Source organism: Aliagarivorans marinus DSM 23064 (genome assembly GCF_000429485.1).
Taxonomy (GTDB): domain Bacteria; phylum Pseudomonadota; class Gammaproteobacteria; order Enterobacterales; family Celerinatantimonadaceae; genus Aliagarivorans; species Aliagarivorans marinus.
Map to the genome: position 1 here is coordinate 15834 of NZ_AUBY01000009.1, position 18258 is coordinate 34091.

The 18258-nt window shown below is 58.5% G+C and carries 16 protein-coding genes; 7 read left to right on the forward strand and 9 right to left on the reverse strand.

Annotated elements, in window-relative coordinates; all coding sequences use genetic code 11:
- Nucleotides 1–63: 63 nt before the first annotated feature.
- Together asd and G461_RS0101910 are read right to left on the reverse strand one after the other, a co-directional pair.
- The gene (gene asd / locus G461_RS0101905) at nt 64–1173 is read right to left on the reverse strand and encodes an aspartate-semialdehyde dehydrogenase (RefSeq protein WP_026970550.1); all 1110 of its coding nucleotides are present in this window, start codon (nt 1171–1173) and stop codon (nt 64–66) included.
- Between the two features lie 153 nt (nt 1174–1326).
- On the reverse strand, nt 1327–1674 hold the full coding sequence (locus G461_RS0101910) for a hypothetical protein (protein ID WP_026970551.1): 348 nt from the start codon (nt 1672–1674) through the stop codon (nt 1327–1329).
- Between the two features lie 402 nt (nt 1675–2076).
- On the opposite strand from G461_RS0101910, the gene G461_RS0101915 reads away from it, so the two are divergent.
- From G461_RS0101915 to G461_RS0101925, 3 genes are read left to right on the forward strand one after another with little or no spacing between them, the layout of a single operon-like run.
- Nucleotides 2077–3459 carry a sensor histidine kinase gene (locus G461_RS0101915; RefSeq protein ID WP_026970552.1) on the forward strand — a complete coding sequence of 461 codons (1383 nt, stop codon included), beginning with the start codon at nt 2077–2079 and terminating at the stop codon, nt 3457–3459.
- A complete protein-coding gene (locus tag G461_RS0101920; protein ID WP_026970553.1) occupies nt 3449–3958 on the forward strand; it encodes a hypothetical protein in 510 nt (169 codons plus the stop codon). Before G461_RS0101915 ends, G461_RS0101920 begins: the two co-directional genes overlap by 11 nt.
- Entirely contained in the window at nt 3933–5285 is a 1353-nt protein-coding gene (locus tag G461_RS0101925; protein WP_026970554.1) for a sigma-54-dependent transcriptional regulator, read from the forward strand. The genes G461_RS0101920 and G461_RS0101925 overlap by 26 nt, the downstream gene beginning before the upstream one ends.
- Nucleotides 5286–5301: 16 nt before the next feature.
- Here the strand turns inward: G461_RS0101925 and G461_RS0101930 are convergent, their stop codons facing one another.
- The 7 genes from G461_RS0101930 to G461_RS0101960 form a co-directional block, all read right to left on the reverse strand.
- Entirely contained in the window at nt 5302–7200 is a 1899-nt protein-coding gene (locus G461_RS0101930; RefSeq protein ID WP_026970555.1) for a propionyl-CoA synthetase, read from the reverse strand.
- Between the two features lie 64 nt (nt 7201–7264).
- The gene (gene prpF, locus G461_RS0101935) at nt 7265–8437 is read right to left on the reverse strand and encodes a 2-methylaconitate cis-trans isomerase PrpF (protein WP_026970556.1); all 1173 of its coding nucleotides are present in this window, start codon (nt 8435–8437) and stop codon (nt 7265–7267) included.
- The gene (gene acnD, locus G461_RS23005) at nt 8430–11105 is read right to left on the reverse strand and encodes a Fe/S-dependent 2-methylisocitrate dehydratase AcnD (RefSeq protein ID WP_051333294.1); all 2676 of its coding nucleotides are present in this window, start codon (nt 11103–11105) and stop codon (nt 8430–8432) included. Before acnD ends, prpF begins: the two co-directional genes overlap by 8 nt.
- A gap of 50 nt (nt 11106–11155) precedes the next feature.
- On the reverse strand, nt 11156–12283 hold the full coding sequence (gene prpC / locus G461_RS0101945) for a bifunctional 2-methylcitrate synthase/citrate synthase (RefSeq protein ID WP_026970557.1): 1128 nt from the start codon (nt 12281–12283) through the stop codon (nt 11156–11158).
- A gap of 55 nt (nt 12284–12338) precedes the next feature.
- Nucleotides 12339–13253 (reverse strand): methylisocitrate lyase, encoded by a 915-nt coding sequence (gene prpB, locus G461_RS0101950; RefSeq protein WP_026970558.1) that lies wholly within the window; start codon nt 13251–13253, stop codon nt 12339–12341.
- Nucleotides 13254–13316: 63 nt separating this feature from the next.
- On the reverse strand, nt 13317–13994 hold the full coding sequence (locus tag G461_RS0101955) for a GntR family transcriptional regulator (RefSeq protein ID WP_026970559.1): 678 nt from the start codon (nt 13992–13994) through the stop codon (nt 13317–13319).
- A gap of 129 nt (nt 13995–14123) precedes the next feature.
- Entirely contained in the window at nt 14124–14558 is a 435-nt protein-coding gene (locus tag G461_RS0101960) for a hypothetical protein (protein ID WP_157360214.1), read from the reverse strand.
- A 343-nt stretch (nt 14559–14901) separates the two neighbouring features.
- Here G461_RS0101960 and G461_RS0101970 point away from each other — a divergent pair, with 343 nt between their 5' ends.
- The 4 genes from G461_RS0101970 (at nt 14902) to ubiB (ending at nt 18253) form a co-directional block, all read left to right on the forward strand.
- Entirely contained in the window at nt 14902–15153 is a 252-nt protein-coding gene (locus G461_RS0101970; protein ID WP_026970562.1) for a hypothetical protein, read from the forward strand.
- Between the two features lie 114 nt (nt 15154–15267).
- Nucleotides 15268–16020: a bifunctional demethylmenaquinone methyltransferase/2-methoxy-6-polyprenyl-1,4-benzoquinol methylase UbiE gene (ubiE, locus tag G461_RS0101975; protein WP_026970563.1), complete on the forward strand. Its 753-nt coding sequence runs from the start codon at nt 15268–15270 to the stop codon at nt 16018–16020.
- A gap of 8 nt (nt 16021–16028) precedes the next feature.
- On the forward strand, nt 16029–16628 hold the full coding sequence (locus tag G461_RS0101980; protein WP_026970564.1) for a ubiquinone biosynthesis accessory factor UbiJ: 600 nt from the start codon (nt 16029–16031) through the stop codon (nt 16626–16628).
- Nucleotides 16625–18253: a ubiquinone biosynthesis regulatory protein kinase UbiB gene (gene ubiB / locus G461_RS0101985; RefSeq protein WP_026970565.1), complete on the forward strand. Its 1629-nt coding sequence runs from the start codon at nt 16625–16627 to the stop codon at nt 18251–18253. The genes G461_RS0101980 and ubiB overlap by 4 nt, the downstream gene beginning before the upstream one ends.
- The last annotated feature ends 5 nt before the right edge of the window (nt 18254–18258 follow it).

Here is an 18258-nt window from a genome sequence, read left to right on the forward strand (position 1 = left end):
TGACTGCTAGTCATAAAAAAGCCCGCTTAATGCGGGCTTTTTAGTGGCTCTAAGGCTGGTGTACTACTTTTCCAGCAGGATGCGTAGCATCCGACGCAGCGGCTCGGCAGCGCCCCATAGTAGCTGATCGCCCACGGTGAACGCGGCAACGTACTCAGGACCCATGGCCAGCTTACGGATACGGCCTACCGGAATGCTCAGGGTACCGGTTACCTTGGTTGGGCTGAGTTCTTGGGCAGTGATATCACGCTCGTTGGGAATCACTTTTACCCAGTCGTTGTGCTCGGCGATGATTTTCTCGATCTCTTCCACCGCCACATCTTGCTTGAGCTTGATGGTTAGCGCTTGGCTGTGGCAGCGCATCGCACCTACGCGAACGCAGATACCGTCGATAGGGGTTTGGTTATCAGAGGTGCCCAAGATCTTGTTGGCTTCTACCTGGGCTTTCCACTCTTCCTTGCTCTGGCCACTGGCTACTGGCACATCAATCCATGGGATCAGGCTGCCTGCCAGAGGAACGCCGAATTGGTCGGTTGGGAAGTCTTCGCTGCGCATGGTCTCGGCAACTTTTTTGTCGATCTCCAAGATAGCAGAGGCTGGATCGGCCAGTTGCTCAGCCACTTCATCACGCAGTACGCCCATTTGTGAGATCAGCTCACGCATGTTGCGGGCACCAGCGCCAGAGGCCGCTTGGTAGGTCATTGGGCTTACCCACTCCACCAAGTCTTTCTCGAACAAACCGCCGATGGCCATCAGCAGCAGTGATACGGTGCAGTTACCGCCGACGAAGGTCTTGCTGCCCGCGCTTAGGGCTTGATCGATGACGCCACGGTTGACTGGGTCGAGTACGATAATCGCTTCGTCTTGCATACGCAGGGCCGATGCGGCATCGATCCAGTAACCCTGCCAGCCGCTTTCACGCAGCTTAGGGTAAACGTCTTTGGTGTAGTCGCCGCCTTGGCAGGTAATGATGGTGTCCATCTTGCTCAGGCTGGTGATGTCGAAGGCATCTTCCAATGTGGTGCTTCCCTTGCCTACATCTGGGCCAGGAATACCTACCTGAGAAGTACTGAAGAACACAGGATCGATATGAGCAAAGTCTTGCTCCTCTCGCATCCGCTGCATGAGCACGGAACCCACCATTCCGCGCCAGCCAATCAAACCTACTTTCATGACGACTGCTTATCCTTAAATTATGTGTGTATGCATGTTGTGTGACCTTTCAATCTACCACTGGCAACGTGGGAATTGCTAGGGGCTGGTGAATATTTGTGCTCGAATTTTGTGCAACTAAGCATTGCACAGCAAAAGGTCGGACATGCTGGTTTAAGCGCTGCGCTTGTTGGCAAAGGGCACGACCTCGGGCGAGCTGGGCTCGCCGCCATGGATTTTGACGCGGCGAGAGCGGCGCTGGCCGTTTTGATAGCGGTCGTAGTGGGCCTCATCAACCTCCATCATCTGGCAGAGTTGGTAGAAGCTGGCGTAGTCCTGGCTGGTGAAGGGGCTGTCATCGCGGGTCATCTGCCCTTCGATATAACAGCTATTGCCGTTGAAGGTGAAGCTGGCACAGGCATCGTAGGCTTGTCCGTAGCTGGAGGCGCGGATTGCGCGCACCGCCTTTACCTCATAAATCCAATCGCCAATCTGAATACGTCTTATGGTCGGTAGTTGCATAGTGCCTCATCCATGAATCGAAAGTGTTATTGCAGTGGCTGAGCTAATACAGACTTCATGCCAAAAGAAAATAGTCATTTAAAACAGTTGGTTAGTGAGTGAGTCTTGGTTTGGTTGTCGTTAAATAGCGACAGTGGCAATAGGGAGAATGCGCCAGCAAGCAGTGAAACAGGGTTTACAAGGTCGGGCGAAATATTTTTCTTGTTAAATATCATGTTGGTACGAGGTAATTGGCGACGGGCAGCGGTTGTCGCCAACTGGCAACAGTGGGGTTTTGCGCGGCGCTCTGGCATGATGATGCGTTGTCTGTCCAGCGTAGCTATTGAGTCCTCACTGTATACAGACCTATTGATAAATGGAGTTATCTCGCCTGTGTTGCCAAGACACTATATTAGACAGTGGATGTCTATCCGCCACCTGAGCTTTGTCGCGCTGGCGATCCTTGGGGTGCCGCTACTGGTTAGCCTAAGCCTGAGTCTGCGCCACGTTGAGCTGCTCTCGCAGCAAGCGCATAGCTTGGTGGCACAGGCCAGTGATGGCAGCCAGCTACGTAAGCAGCTACAACAGCAGCTGGATACCCTTGAGCGAACCAGCAAGCAAGCGGTGGTGCTGCGTGACCCACAGGCAGACCAACGAGTCGATAGCCTGTTGGGCGAATGGCACCAGTGGCGACTCTCTCAAACTATCGCGCTGCCAGAGTTTGCCGAACTCAAGCAGTTTCAAGCTCGCTTTGAGCTGGCCCGTGAGCAACAGCAACTACCGCCGTTGAACGACTACTTCGTTAGCATCAACAATGCCCTGCTACTGTGGGAGCAACAGCAGCAGCAAGACTTGTTGCTCGGCGCCAGTGAGTTCGACCTGTTTCGCCAGCAAGCGCGCAAGGGCATCTTAATCAGTCTGGCCAGTCTGCCCTTGGCGGCGGTTGTGGCTTTTTTGCTGATGTGGGGCACCACCCGGCCACTTACCCTGATGCAACAGCAGATCACCAAGCTAAAACGCCACGGCCTCGGCCAACCGATCAAGGTCAAGGGCTTGTGCGAGCTGGTGGAGATCGCCGAGGCCTTGGACGATATGCGGCTAAGGCTTCTACAAATTGAACAGCAGCGTAGCGACTACCTGCGCCACCTCTCCCATGCACTGAAAACCCCGCTGGCAGCCATCCGCGAGGGCAATGCACTGCTCAGCGACGACAGCATTGGCAGCCTTAGCCCGCAGCAGCGCGAACTCACCCATATCCTCGATGACAGCAGCCTGCGGCTGCAGCAGCTTATCGAGCGGCTGCTGGACTTCAACCATCTACTGGCAGCCCCGCGCCACCGTGAGCAGCGGGTGAATCTAGCCGAGTTAGTGCCCAAGGTGCTGCTAAATCACCGTCCGTCCATCCTTAGCCGCGGGCTGATTGTTGAGGACTTGGCCTTGGAGCATGAGCTGTTTAGCGAAAGTGAGTCCTTGCAGGTGATTATCGACAACCTGATCTCCAATGCGGTGAAGTTCTCCCCCGCGGGTGGCTGTATTCAGCTGAGTTTGGTGACTGAACATGGCCATTGGGCACTGCGGGTGGACGATCAAGGGCCGGGCATCGATGAGCTGCAGCAGGCGCGGGTGTTTGAAGCCTTCTATCAGGGCGATGCGGTGGCCAGTGCCTCGGTTAAGGGCTCAGGCTTGGGACTGGCAATTGCCGGCGAGCTGGCCAAGCGACTGGGCTTGGTGCTCAGTTACCAGCGCCTAGAGCAGGGTAGCCGTTTTCAACTCAGTGGTTTTGAGGAGGCGGCTGATGTGGCATAGCCGTTTAATGATTATGGGCGCGTTGCTGCTCGCTGGCTGTAGCCAACAGCTACAGGAGCCAGCCCCCACCGTGGAGGTGTTGCACGATGGCCCTCAGCAACATGCTACCCCCTTACTCGATTACTACCTGCAGCTAGAAGCGATGAGCATCGCCGAGCTGGAGTTGGAATGGCAGCGACTATCGTGCGATGACTGCCCGAGTCTCCAGCCGCAGCGCGCCCTGTTTATCGCCTACCGCCGCTCGCCGGTGAAAAACCCCCATCGTGCCAACAAGCTGATAAAAAGTCTGCTGGAACAACCCCTAGCGCCGGAACAAGGCGCCATGCTGCTGGCGCTACAGGCCCAACTCGATGACACCTTGTATTGGTATGAGCGCTACCTGGAGCAGCAGCACTTGGCCGAGCAACAACAGCAGGATAACCAGCAGCTACGCGAACAGCTCCAGCAACTTCAACAGATAGAGCAACAGATCCATGAACGAACCCAAGACCTGCGCTAGCCACCGTATCCTGGTGGTGGACGATGATCCCAGCTTGCTGCGGCTGATTAGCATGCGCTTGCAAGCCAATGGCTATCAGGTGGTGGCTGCCGAGTCCGCCAAACAGGCGCTGGCTGAGTTGGAGAGTCAATCCTGCCAGTTGGTGATAAGCGATGTGCGCATGCCGCAGATGGACGGCATGGATCTGTTCGGCCAGCTCAAGCGACTCTATCCCGGTCTGCCGGTGATACTACTAACCGCCCATGGCAGCATTCCCGATGCGGTGGAGGCCACTCAGCAAGGAGTGTTTGCCTATCTCACCAAACCCTATGAGGCAGAGCAGCTACTCACTCTGGTGGCCTCGGCCTGCCAGCGCGCCCAGCCTCGTTCTGGCAACACTAGCCATGACGCTCAGCCGGCCTGGCGACAAGCGATCGTTACCGCCAATCCGCAGATGCATCATTTGCTGGAGCAGCTAGGGCAGCTGGCCTTGAGCGAACTATCGCTGGTGCTGCGCGGCGAGAGCGGCACCGGCAAGGAGCTGTTTGCCCAAGGGCTGCATCAGGCTAGCCCCCGCAGCAAGGGGGCGTTTATCGAGGTGAACTGTGGCGCGATACCTGAAGAGCTGTTCGAGTCCGAGTTGTTTGGCCATGTTAAAGGTGCCTTCAGCGGTGCCACCCGTGACCACAAAGGGCTGATTCAGTCTGCCGATGGCGGCACGCTGTTCCTCGATGAGATTGCCGAGCTACCGCTGTCGGTGCAGGTCAAACTGCTGCGAGTGTTACAGGAGCGTAAGGTGCGACCGGTCGGTGCCACCCAGCCGATCCCGGTGGACTTTCGCTTGGTCTGCGCCAGTCACCAAGATCTGCAGCTGGCGGTGAGTGAAGGGCGTTTTCGCGATGACTTGTACTATCGCATCAACGGCTTTGAGCTGGTGATACCGCCGTTGCGCGAGCGCCAAGAAGATATCCCGCTGCTGATTAGCCACTTCTGCCAAGTAGGCGCATTGGCGAGCAGCAAGCAGTTTGCCCCCGCTGCGATGGCGCTGATGATGGCGGCCAACTGGCCGGGTAATGTGCGTCAGTTGGCGAATGTGGTTCAGCAATTGGTTATCTTGGTGCCGGGGGAGCTTATCGATGAAGATGCGGTGCGTCGCGCCCTGCGTGAAGAGCAGCAGTGGCTGGGCTTTAGCCAGGCCCGCGAGCAGTTTGAGCGGCGCTATCTGGCTAAGCTGTTACGCATGACCGACGGCAATGTCAGCCATGCGGCGAAACTGGCTGAGCGAAACCGCACCGAGTTTTACAAACTGCTGGAGCGGCATCAACTCAAGCCAGAGGCTTATCGTTAACCTGCCTAGCACACCGTTAGATCAGCTGACGCTGGTGGGCCAGCTGGTCGGCAATCTCGTTCAGGCTGGCCGGGTCGTCGATGGTCGAGGGTACGCTGTAGTCCTCGCCTTCTGCCAGCTGGCGTAGGGTACGCCGCAAGATTTTGCCGGAGCGGGTTTTCGGTAGTCGCTGCACCACGGTGGCCTGATTAAAGCAGGCAATCGGCCCTATCTCTGCGCGCACCTTGGCAATCAGCTCCTGCTCCAACTGGGCGCTGTCCATGTTTACCCCGTCTTTGACTACCACCAAGGCGAAGGGGATCTGACCCTTGAGTTCGTCGTGACAGCCAATCACCGCACACTCGGCCACCGCAGCGTGCGCGCCGACCACCTCTTCCATCTCACCGGTGGACAAGCGATGCCCTGCCACATTGATCACGTCATCGATGCGACCCATCACGAACAGGTAGCCATCGTCGTCGATATAGCCGCCATCGCCACTGACATAGTAGCCGGGGAACTGGCGCAGATAGGCCGACTCAAAGCGTGCGTGATCGCCCCATACCGTGGGCAGGCAGCTTGGCGGCAGCGGCAGCTTGATGGCGATAAAGCCTTGCTGGTTGGGCTCGCAAGGCTGGCCGCTTTCATCGAGGATTTCCACCTGAAAGCCGGGCATGGGCTTGGTGGCGCTGCCGGGCTTCACTGCGAAGCGCTCCAGCCCTAGCGGGTTGCTGGCGATCGCCCAGCCGGTTTCGGTTTGCCACCAGTGGTCGGTGACCGGTTTGGCGGTGTGTTGTTCGGTCCACTCGAGGGTCGGTGGGTCGAGGCGCTCGCCCGCCATAAAGATCTCTTGCAGGCAGCTGATGTCATAGCCTTGCAGCGCCTCGGCATTGGGGTCTTCTTTCTTGATCGCCCGAAAGGCGGTGGGGGCGGCGAACAGCACCTTCACCTGATACTCCTCGGTCACCCGCCAGAACGCGCCGGCATCTGGAGTACGCACCGGCTTGCCCTCGTACAAGATGGTGCTACAACCTGCCAGTAAGGGCGCATAAACGATATAGGAGTGGCCCACCACCCAGCCCACATCAGAGGCCGCCCAAAACACCTCGCCGGGCTGCATGTTGTAGACCGCCTGCATCGAGTAGTGCATGGCGACCGCATGGCCGCCGTTATCGCGCACCACGCCCTTGGGTTTGCCGGTGGTGCCGGAGGTATACAGGATATACAGCGGATCGGTGGCATTGACTGGGGTGCAGGGCGCCGGTTCGCTTTGTGCCAGCAGGGCCCGCCAGTCGAGGAATTGGCTGTCGAACTTAGCCGGGTGCTCCGGGCGCTGCCAAACCACCACCGGTAACTCAGGCAAGCTTGAAAGCTTGAGTGCCTGTTCGACCAAGGGCTGGTAGGGCAGCAACTTGCAGATCTCGATACCGCAGGAGGCGGTCAGGATCAGCTTGGGCTGGGCGTCATCGATGCGCACCGCCAGCTCTTGGGCAGCGAAGCCGCCGAACACCACCGAGTGGATTGCCCCCAGCCGGGCGCAGGCCAGCATAGCGATTGCCGCTTGGGCAATCATCGGCATGTAGATCACCACCCGGTCACCTTTGGTAACGCCTTGGGCGGCCAGCATCCCGGCGCAGAGCGCCACTTCATCGCGTAGCTGCAGGTAGCTGTATTGCTGTTTGGTGTCGGTGACTGGCGAGTCGTAGTAGAGGGCCACTTGCTCGCCGCGGCCCTGCTCAATGTGGTAGTCGAGCGCCATATAGGCGGTGTTCATCTGGCCATCGGCAAACCAGCGCTGTTGGCCGGATGCTGGGTTATCACCATCTTCGCTCAGGCCCTGAGTGGGCATTTGATACCACGGGAGTTTGGCGGCCTGCTCTAGCCAGAAGCCTTGGGGATCGTTAGTCGACTGCTGTTTCTGTGTTGCGTAGCTCATTTGTTGATTCCTTGTCTTAGCCTTGTACAGGCATAGCCGGTAGTCGCTGAGTCAGTTAGCTGCGTTAAAAGGCTGGCGATAGGCTTGGGATATGCACCCAGCCGTCCATGAGTACCCGTGCGCTGCGACTCATTACCACCTTGTCGATCTGCCACTGGCCATCTTGCTCACTGGCCTTAGCCCCCACTGTCAGGGTTCCTGACGGGTGGCCAAAGCAAAGCCTTGTCTTACTGGTGCCACCGGCGGCGCGACTGACTAGCGTGCCCGGCACGGCGGCGGCGGAGGCGATAGCCACTGCAGCGGTGCCCATCATGGCGTGGTGCAGTTGCCCCATCGACATGGCGCGTACCACCAAATCAATGTCTTGCTTAGCTATCTCTCGACCGCTGGAACTTTGGTAGCTGGTTGCCGGAGCAACCCAGGCAATCTTGGGGGTATGCTGGCGCGCTTTGGCTTGGCTGAGATCGTCGATTAGTCCCATCGCCAGCGCGCCGTGAGCGCGGACCTTCTCGAGCTTCTCCAGCAGCGCAGGCTGGCTATTTACCTCGGCCTGGCTTTCACAACCGGTCAGTCCCAGCTCGCTGGCATTGAGGAACAGGGTGGGGATCCCGGCGTTGATATAGCTGACGTTAAAGCTGCCTAGCTCCGGTACGCTGAGGTCGTCAACCACCCGCCCGGTGGGCAGCAGCGCTCTGTCCACCGGGTCGATAAAGCTCACCTCAATCTCGGCGGCGGCGAAGGCCACCCCATCGAGATAGAAATCGCCCGCTTCCTCGACCTCGCCCTCGCAGACTGGGATCTGCGCCTCAATGGTCTTCTCGATATTGCACTGCCAGATCCGCACCCGGCTGTGGCCGTTGTCAGGTAGCTGCTGCCTGTCTATCAGTCCTCGGCGGATGGCGAAGGCCCCCACTGCGGCGCTTAGGTTGCCGCAGTTGCCGGTCCAGTCGACAAAAGGCCGGTCGATGGCCACCTGGCCAAACAGGTAGTCAATATCATGGTCGGGTCGGTCGCTTTTGCTCACTAGCACCACCTTGCTGGTGCTGGAGCTGCCACCGCCCATGCCGTCGATGTGCTTGCCGTAGGGGTCTGGGCTGCCAATCACCCGCAGCAGCAGGGCATCGCGCTCGGGGCCGGGCTGACGGGCCGCCAGCGGCAGGTCGTCGAGACTAAAGAACACACCTTTGGAGGTGCCGCCACGCATATAGGTGGCGGGTATTCGTAGCTGCTTACTCATGAGTCGCCTCCTGTTGTTGGGTTGACCGTGGAGCTGAGCGTTTGTCTGAGGGCTGCTGGCCTTCCAGGAAGTCTTGGGCAAAGCGCTGCAACACCCCGCCAGCTTGATAGACCTCGACCTCTTCGGCGGTGTCTAGCCGGGAGTTCACGTTGATCAATACGCGCTGGCCACTGCTGCGCTCAATCAATAACTGCAGCTCGGCGCCAGGGGCCAGATCGCCGGTCACCGAGAACAGCTCGCTGCCATCCAAGGCCAAATCGTGGCGGCTAACCCCTTCGGGTAGCTCAAGCGGCAGCACTCCCATGCCAATAAGGTTGGTGCGATGAATGCGCTCGAAGCCTTCGGCGACTATCACCTCCACCCCCGCTAGACGCACGCCTTTGGCGGCCCAGTCGCGCGAGGAGCCCTGGCCGTAGTCGCCGCCGGCGACGATGATCAGCGGCTGTTGCTGCTGCATATAGTGCTCGATGGCTTCCCACATCCGGCTTACTCGTCCTTCGGGTTCGATGCGTGCCAGCGAGCCTTGTACCACCTCACCTTGCTCATCGCGGACCATCTCGTTGAGCAGTTTCGGGTTGGCGAAGGTGGCGCGCTGGGCGGTCAGGTGATCGCCGCGGTGGGTGGCGTAGGAGTTAAAGTCGGCCTCCTCCAGACCCATCTTGGCCAGATACTCGCCGGCGGCGCTGTCGGCCAAGATCGCATTCGACGGTGAGAGGTGATCGGTGGTGATGTTATCGCCCAGCAGTGCCAAGGGGCGCATCTTGCTTAGGCTGCGCGGCTTGGCTAACGCGCCTTCCCAATAGGGCGGACGGCGGATATAGGTGCTTTGTTCGCGCCATTGATAGAGTGGGTTGGCGCGCTCGCCATAATCCACTTTCACATCGAGCGGCTTGTTAAACAGCGGCTGATATACCGCATTGAACTGGCTGGGCTTAACAAAGCGCGCTACGTAGTCGTCGATCTCGGCATCGCTCGGCCACAGATCGCTCAAGCGCACTGGCTTATCGGCACTGTCATGGCCGAGTACATCTTGCTCGATATCGAAGCGCATCGAGCCGGCCAGTGCATAGGCCACCACTAGCGGCGGCGAGGCCAGGAAGGCCTGCTTGGCATAGGGGTGGATGCGGCCGTCGAAGTTGCGGTTCCCCGAGAGCACCGCGGTGGTATACAGATCGCGCTCGACGATTTCTTTTTGAATCACCGGGTCGAGGGCACCACTCATGCCGTTACAGGTGGTGCAGGCAAAGCCGACGATGCCAAAGCCCAACTGCTCAAGCTCGCTAAGCAAGCCCGCTTCCTGCAGGTAGCTTTGTACCACCTTCGAGCCGGGTGCCAGCGAGGTTTTCACCCAGGGCTTGCGATTTAGCCCCAACTGGTTGGCCTTGCGTGCCAGCAGTCCGGCGGCAATCAGATTGCGCGGGTTGCTGGTATTGGTACAGCTGGTGATGGCGGCGATGATAATGGCGGCATCGGGCAGCTGGCCGGCGGCTTCTTGCGCTTGTACCTTGCTAAGGTCTTGGGCGATACCGCGCTCGGCCAAGGCCTTGGTGGGCAGGCGGCGGTGCGGGTTAGAGGGGCCTGCCAGGTTGCGCTCCACACTGGAGAGATCAAACTCTAGCAGCCGTGGATAGCGCGCCTCGCTGAGCTGCTCAGCCCACAGGCCATTGGCCTTGGCATAGCGCTCAACCAACTCAACCTGCTGTGGCTCGCGGCCGGTGAGGGTCAGGTAATCCAAGGTCTGCTGGTCGATGTAGAACAGCCCGGCGGTGGCGCCGTACTCTGGGGTCATGTTGGAGATGGTGGCGCGATCGCCAATGCTCAGTGAGCGGGTGCCTTCGCCGAAAAACTCCAGATAGGCCGACACCACCCGCTGCTCGCGCAAGAACTCGGTGAGAGCCAGCACGATATCGGTGGCGGTAATGCCGCTTTGCCGCTGGCCGCTGAGTTTGACCCCAACGATCTCCGGCAGGCGCATCATCGAGGCGCGCCCGAGCATCACATTCTCCGCTTCCAGTCCGCCGACCCCGATGGCCAGCACCCCGAGCGCGTCGACGTGGGGGGTGTGGCTGTCGGTGCCGACGCAGGAGTCGGGGAAGGCCACGCCGTGTTGCACCTGCACCACCGGCGACATCTTCTCCAGGTTAATCTGATGCATGATGCCGTTGCCGGCTGGGATCACGTCGACGTTGTCGAAGGCCTGTTTACACCAATTGATAAAGTGGAAACGGTCGGCGTTACGCCGCTCTTCAATCTGGCGGTTGCGCTCGAAGGCATTGGGGTCAAAGCCGCCATGCTCCACCGCCAGCGAGTGATCGACGATTAGCTGGGTGGGCACCACTGGGTTGACCTGGGCCGGATCGCCGCCTTGTTCGGCAATCGCATCACGCAGCCCGGCCAAGTCGACCAAGGCGGTTTGGCCGAGGATGTCGTGACAGACCACCCGCGCCGGATACCACGGAAAATCCTGTTGCTGTTGGCCATGGATGATCTGCAGCAGGCTCTGCTCTAGCTGATCGGGCGGGCAGCGCCGCAGCAGGTTTTCCACCAAGATGCGGCTGGTGTAAGGCAGCTGTTGGTAGCTGCCGGGCACCAGCGCATTGACTGCGCTGGCACCATCAAAGTAGTCGAGATCGGTGCCAGCGAGTGGCACCCGATAAGCACTGTTCATAAAGGCTCTCCCTGTTTGCCTCTGCTTTGCCGTTTGTGCAGCGGCGGGGCTTAGCCACGCTCGGCCAGTGGCACATAATCACGCGGTTCGGCGCCGGTGTAGTCGGCACTGGGGCGAATGATCCGGTTGTTGCTGCGCTGCTCCATCAAATGGGCCGCCCAGCCGCTGGCGCGGGAGCAGACAAAGATCGGGGTGAACAGCTTGGTGGGAATGCCCATAAAGTGATACGCGCTGGCATGGAAGAAGTCGGCGTTACAGAACAGCTCTTTCTCGCGCCACATCACCTGCTCAACCCGCTCGCTCACCGCAAACAGGTGCTGATCGCCAGTATGCGCGCTGAGTTTGCGTGACCACTCCTTGATCAGCGCATTACGCGGATCGCTGGTGCGGTAGATGGCGTGGCCAAAGCCCATGATCTTCTCTTTGCGCTCCAGCATCCCCATGATTTCCTGTTCGGCCTGCTCGGGGCTTTGCCACTGCTCAATCATCGCCATGGCGGCTTCGTTGGCACCGCCGTGCAGTGGGCCGCGCAGCGCGCCAATCGCGCCGGTGATCGCCGAGTGGATATCGCTGAGGGTGGAGGCGATCACCCGGGCGGTGAAGGTGGAGGCGTTGAACTCATGTTCGGCATAGAGGATTAGCGAGCACTGCATGACTTGCTCGTGCAGCGGATCGGCCGGCTTGCCATGTAGCAGGCTAAGGAAATGACCAGCAATTGAACCCGCCTCGCTTTGGGTGGAGATGCGCACGCCATCATGGCTGTAGCGATACCAGTAGCAGATGATGCCGGGCAGGGTAGCCAGCAGGCGATCGGTCTGTTGCTGCTGCTCGCTAAAGCTTTGCTCGGTTTCAAGGTTGCCGAGCATCGAGACGCCGGTGCGCATCACATCCATGGGGTGAGCGTCAGCCGGGATCGCTTCTAGCACTTGCTTGAGTGCGTCGGGCAGCTCGCGCAGTTGATGCAGGCGATCGAGGTAGGCCGCCAATTGCGCCTGAGTGGGTAGCTCGCCGTGGCACAGCAGGTAGGCCACTTCTTCAAAGGTGGCTTGCTCGGCCAGCTGTTTAATGTCGTAGCCGCAGTAGGTGAGGCCAGAGCCGCTTTGGCCGACGGTGCAGAGGGCTGTTTCGCCCGCGCTTTGGCCGCGTAGGCCTGCGCCGTTAAGGGATTTTTGTACCATGATGCTCTCCTTCAGTCCTTGTCTTGGTCATCGTGTAGGGACGGTCTGATGCCGCTTAGTTATCTTGTGATTGCGCCTTGTCCGGTGTGGCGCTGTAGAGCTGGTCGAGCTTGGCCTCGAAATCGTGATAGCCGAGGTAGTCATAGAGCTCGCTACGGGTCTGCATCTGCTCCACCACGTCGCGCTGGTGGCCCTGATCGCGCAGGCTGCGATAGACATTGAGCGCCGCCTGATTCATGGCGCGGAAGGCCGATAGCGGATAGAGCGCCATGCCCACGCCAGCACGTGCCAGCTCTTCGCCGCTGAACAGTGGGGTCTGGCCGAACTCGGTGATATTGGCCAAGATCGGCACCTTCACCGCTTCGGCAAACTGCTGGTACTGCTCAAGGGTGTTCATCGCTTCCGGGAAGATCATGTCGGCACCGGCCTCGACGCAGGCACAGGCGCGGTCGATGGCGGCATTGATGCCTTCCACCGCCAGCGCATCGGTGCGCGCCATCACCACAAACTGCTCATCGCGGCGGGCATCCACGCAGGCCTTGATGCGATCGACCATTTCCGTGCTGGATACGATGGCCTTGTTAGGGCGGTGGCCACAGCGTTTCTGCGCCACTTGGTCTTCGATATGCACCGCGGCGGCTTCCGCCCGCTCCATCTCTTTGATGGTGCGGGCGATGTTAAAGGCGCCGCCAAAGCCGACGTCGATGTCGACCAACAGCGGTAGGTCGCTGGCGGCGGTGATCCGTCGCACGTCTTCCAGCACATCATTCATGGTGGTAATGCCCAGATCGGGCAGCCCATAAGAGGCGTTGGCGATACCGCCGCCGCTTAGGTAGATCGCCTGATGGCCTTCGCGCTGGGCCATCATCGCGCAGTAGGCGTTGATGGTGCCGACGATTTGCAGGGGGCCTTTCGATTGTGGTTGCAGTGCTTGTGTCACTGCCTGCCGAAATTTCGCTCCTTGGCTCATGGTGGTTCCTTTCCTTTTGTTTGTAGGGCCTCGTTGTTTGTAAGGCTTAGTTGTTTGTAGGGTTTAGCTGTCGGGGGAAGAGAGCTGTTCGATCACCTTGCGGGCACGGCTGATATGCCGGCGCATCAGGATCTCGGCCAGTTCTCCATCGCGGTCATTCAGTGCCTGCCAGATTGCCCAGTGCTCCTGTAAGGCGCGCTTCGGGCGGGCATGTTGGCGGGCGGAGGTGCTGCGGTACATCCGCAGCAGGTGGTAGAGCTCATCACATAGCAAGGTCACCAGCCGCTGATTGCCGGTGGCCTTAATAATCCGGTAGTGGAAGTCGAAGTCGCCTTGCTGGTCGAAGTAGGCCTCGCCGTGGTTGTCGTCGAGATACTGCTGGTGGTGCTCCAGTAGATCGTGCAGTTCGTTGAGTTGGCGTTGGGTGAGACGCTCGGCGGCCAAGCGGCAAGCCATCCCCTCTAAGGGTTCGCGAATGGTGTAGATATCGAGTAATTGTTGACAATTTAACTCAACGACTCGAGCGCCCACATGGGGAATGCGTTCCACTAAGCCGATCCCCTCCAGCTTCAGCATGGCCTCGCGCAGCGGGCCGCGACTGACCCCGTAGCGGCGGGCTAGCTCTGGTTCGGAGATCTTTGAGCCCTGCGGGATAACGCCTTGTACGATGGCCTCAGTGAGCAGTTCGCCAAGGTCTTGAGAGAGCAGGCTCTGTTTATCAATGTTGCGAAGGTTTTGCATATTTGCGCCTAATGTTGCGAAGTGGTTAAAGATTAGGCGGTGTCGACAATCCCTTCAAGTGATTGTCGACAATCTAAAGGTAGACATTGGTATTAGGTGGGTAGATAAGGAAACGAGCAGTGAGATTGTCTACAGCTTACGGTCTAGCTTTTGAAGGAAGGCGTCGCTGAGCTCCCAGCCCCAGCCTGCGATGGTAGATAGCGCCTCATCGACCGAGGCGGTCTGTAGAAAGGCCACTTGCTCTCGGCTTGGTCGCTGGTAGTCGATCTGCTTGTGGACAAAGGAGGAAAGCCCGGGGTTTGAGACTAAAAAAACACTGTGGCTCAAGCCTTTGCGCAGGCTGTCTTCGAACTGCAGGCTCATAATCGGGTAACAGTCGCGGGTAAGCAATTGCCAGTCTCGGGCATCAAAGATACCCAGCCAGGGCTCGGGCGCGAGCTGATCGGCGCAGCGCTGAAAGGCGCGATGGTAGTCCTCGGTGCAACGTTTGTTCCAGCTGCCGTGGAGGCTGGCTAGGATCATCTGCGGCTCTACCAGAATCTTAAAGTGACCATGGGCACGCATATAAGCCTCTGAATTATTTCCAAATTCGCTCAAAAAATGTATTGCTTAAATTGTAGACTACGGTAGATTAAACGTTCCGGCAGCTACTAACAGGGAGAACATCATGACTACATTCACTAGCCATCTGCAGATGTCCTCATCCCCTGTTGCGCTGAACTGTGTGTTTAACCTTGCGTTAAACCCAGCGATGAAACGATCAGGTTCATCGTCGCGCGAGCTCCGGTAATCACTTTTTGTTATCCGAGCCGCGAGATCAGCGGTTCGGAGCATCACGTAACACCTCTTGGTTTTTGCTTCTTTTTTCGACCGCTGATATCGGGCTCTTCACTCAGGAGAGAACGAGATGGACCTATCACCCTTCACCAACAGTTTGCATCTTTGGTATGCGCGGATGTTACAGCGACGCTTAGTCGACAAGCAGAGTCGCGCACTACGTATTGACGGACTGAATCCGCATCTGTACCGGGATATCGGCGCCGACCCCGACGGTGTTATGCGCACCCCACTGCAGGATGCGCCGCCGTCTGAAGCGGAGATGAAAAACCGCGGCGCGGGATTGCTCTACAAGCCCCGGCAAGAGGGGGAGGAGACGTGAGTAAGCGGCCTTCGGGCCGCTTTGTTAACTGCTTGTTTCTTCGGCGTGAGCACTGTGCTTGCGCCGAGCCACAGCTCAAGTACACTAGCTGGTGTTGTTTAAGCAGGAATCGCTATGAGTCAAACCAAGGAAACCACCCACTTCGGCTATCAAACTGTTAACAAGGAAGACAAGGTTGGCATGGTCGCCAATGTGTTCCACTCGGTAGCTGCCAAATACGATCTAATGAACGACCTGATGTCAGGTGGTATCCACCGCTTGTGGAAGCGTTTCGCCATCGATTGCAGCGGCATTCGTCCGGGGCAAAAGGTGCTGGATCTAGCAGGTGGTACCGGCGATTTGAGCGCCAAGTTCTCGCGCATTGTCGGCAAGCAAGGCGAGGTGGTGCTGGCCGATATCAATGATTCGATGCTGAAGGTTGGTCGCGCCAAGCTGCGCGATATGGGTATCGCTGGCAACATTAACTATGTGCAAGCCAACGCCGAGAACCTGCCGTTCCCGGATAACTACTTTGACCTGGTGACCATTGGCTTTGGCCTGCGCAATGTGACCGATAAAGATGCGGCGCTGCGCTCGATGTTTCGGGTGCTTAAGCCCGGCGGTCGACTGCTGGTACTGGAGTTTTCCAAGCCCGAGCAGGAAGCCCTGTCGAAGGCCTACGATGCCTACTCCTTCCACCTGCTACCCAAAATGGGACAGGTGATTGCCGACGATGCTGAAAGCTATCGCTACCTGGCCGAGTCGATCCGCATGCACCCCGACCAAGATACCCTCAAAGAGATGATGGAGCAGGCGGGCTTTGAGAGCGTCGGCTACTACAACCTCACTGGAGGCGTTGTCGCCCTTCATCGCGGCTACAAGTTTTAGGAGTGGCCATGCCGTTTGATAATCTGCTGACCGCGGGGCTGGAAACCCTCAGTAACCAACTACTGCAACTGGATCAAGCCAGCGGCCAGCGACGCAGTGAGCTACAGGGACAAGTTCTACGCATTGAGCTGCGGCCACTGAAGCCCTTGTTCTTTGTGGTCAGTGAGCAGCAACTCGATGTTCTCGGTCAGTATGAAGGCGAGGTGGATTGTGGCCTGAGCCTGCATATCTCCAGCCTTCCCGAATTAAGCCAATCTGAGCGCCTTCCCGAACTACTTAAGCAAGACAAACTGCAGGTGGAGGGTGACATCAAACTGGCCCAGCAGTTTGCCGATCTGTTCCTCAAACTCGAACCGCAACTGGAAGAGAAACTCTCGTCGGTTATCGGCGATGCGCCAGCGCACTTAGCCGCAAGGGCGTTTAAACAGTTGCAAAGTACTATCAAGTCTTTAGCCGAGCAGAGCCCTGCTCATGTCGCCGAGTTGGCGCGCGATGAGTGGCAGCTATTGGTGGGCAATGGCGAGTATCAGCGCTGGGCGCTGCAGGTGGCGCAGTTGCAAGATCGCCTCGAGGCCCTCAGTGCCCGGGTGGAGGCCTTGGCCGAATGACCCCGAAAGAGTTTGCCCGTTTCTACCGTATAAGCCGCACCCTTTGCCACTACGGCATCGATGAGCTACTCCCGGAAAGCCTGTGGCCCAAGCCGCTGCGGATGGCGCGCGGCATGATGCTGTTTTGGCGCAATCGCCATGCCGACAAACCAGCGGGTGAGCGGATCCGCCGCGCCTTGGAAGAGCTGGGGCCGGTGTATGTGAAGTTTGGCCAGATGCTATCGACCCGCCGCGATCTGCTGCCGCTGGATATCGCCGAGGAGCTGGCGCTGCTGCAAGACCAAGTCGCCCCCTTCCCGGGAGAGCAAGCCAAGCAGCAGATAGAGCAAGCGCTGGGCTGTGATATCGACAGCCTGTTCAGTGACTTCGACTTACAGCCGCTGGCTTCTGCCTCGGTGGCGCAGGTGCATACCGCTCGGTTAAAAGAGAACGATGAAGAGGTGGTGCTGAAGGTGATCCGTCCGGGCATCGAACGCACTATTGTATCTGACGTTGCCTTGATGAAGCGTTTTGCCGGACTGATTGCCTACTTCTCGAAAGATGGCCGTCGGCTGCGCCCGGTGGAAGTGGTTGAAGAGTATCGCAAGACCTTGGTCGATGAACTCGACCTTAGCCGTGAGGCGGCCAATGCCATTCAGCTCAAGCGCAACTTTGATGGCTCGCGCGAGCTGTATGTGCCCAAGGTCTATAGCGACCACTGCCGCCGCCAACTGTTGGTGATGGAGCGGATCTACGGCGTACCGGTCTCCAATATTGCCGAGCTGGAAGCCCAAGGCACCAATATGAAGCTATTGGCCGAGCGCGGTGTCGAGGTGTTCTTCACCCAAGTGTTCCGCGACAGCTTCTTCCATGCCGATATGCACCCGGGCAATATCTTTGTTAGCCGCGAGCACCCGGAAGACCCGCAGTACATTGGGATCGACTGTGGCATCGTTGGCACTCTTAATAAACAAGACCAACGCTACTTGGCCGAGAACTTCTTGGGCTTTTTCAACCGCGACTACCACCGGGTGGCTCAGCTGCATATCGACTCCGGCTGGGTGCCAGCCGATACCAAGGTGGAAGAGTTTGAGGCGGCGATCCGCACGGTGTGTGAGCCGATCTTCGCTAAACCGTTGGCTGAGATCAGCTTCGGCCATGTGCTGCTGAACCTGTTTAATACCGCGCGGCGCTTTAATATGGAAGTGCAGCCGCAGCTGGTGCTGTTGCAAAAGACCTTGCTGTATATCGAAGGCTTAGGGCGACAGCTCTATCCGCAACTGGACCTGTGGGCGACTGCCAAGCCGTATCTGGAATCATGGATGCGTAAACAGGTCGGCCCCGAGGCGCTACTGAAGACGGTCAAAGAGAAGGCCCCACAATGGCTGGAGGCGTTGCCTCAGCTGCCCGAGTTGATCGTCGATAACCTGCAGTTAGCCCGGCAGCACCAGCAACAATTTCAACAGCTTGTGGACCAATATTGGTTGCACCAGCGCAGGCGCCAGCGTAGTCTTTTGTTAAGTATTGGCGCGGCTGCCAGCTTGGTGTCGGCCGCGGTTCTTTACAGCGACCAGCCCTTACTTGCTGGTGGTTTGTTGGTGGTATGCCTGGTTTCAGCCGGAGCTGGCTGGCGTGAGTTAAAATAGCTTAG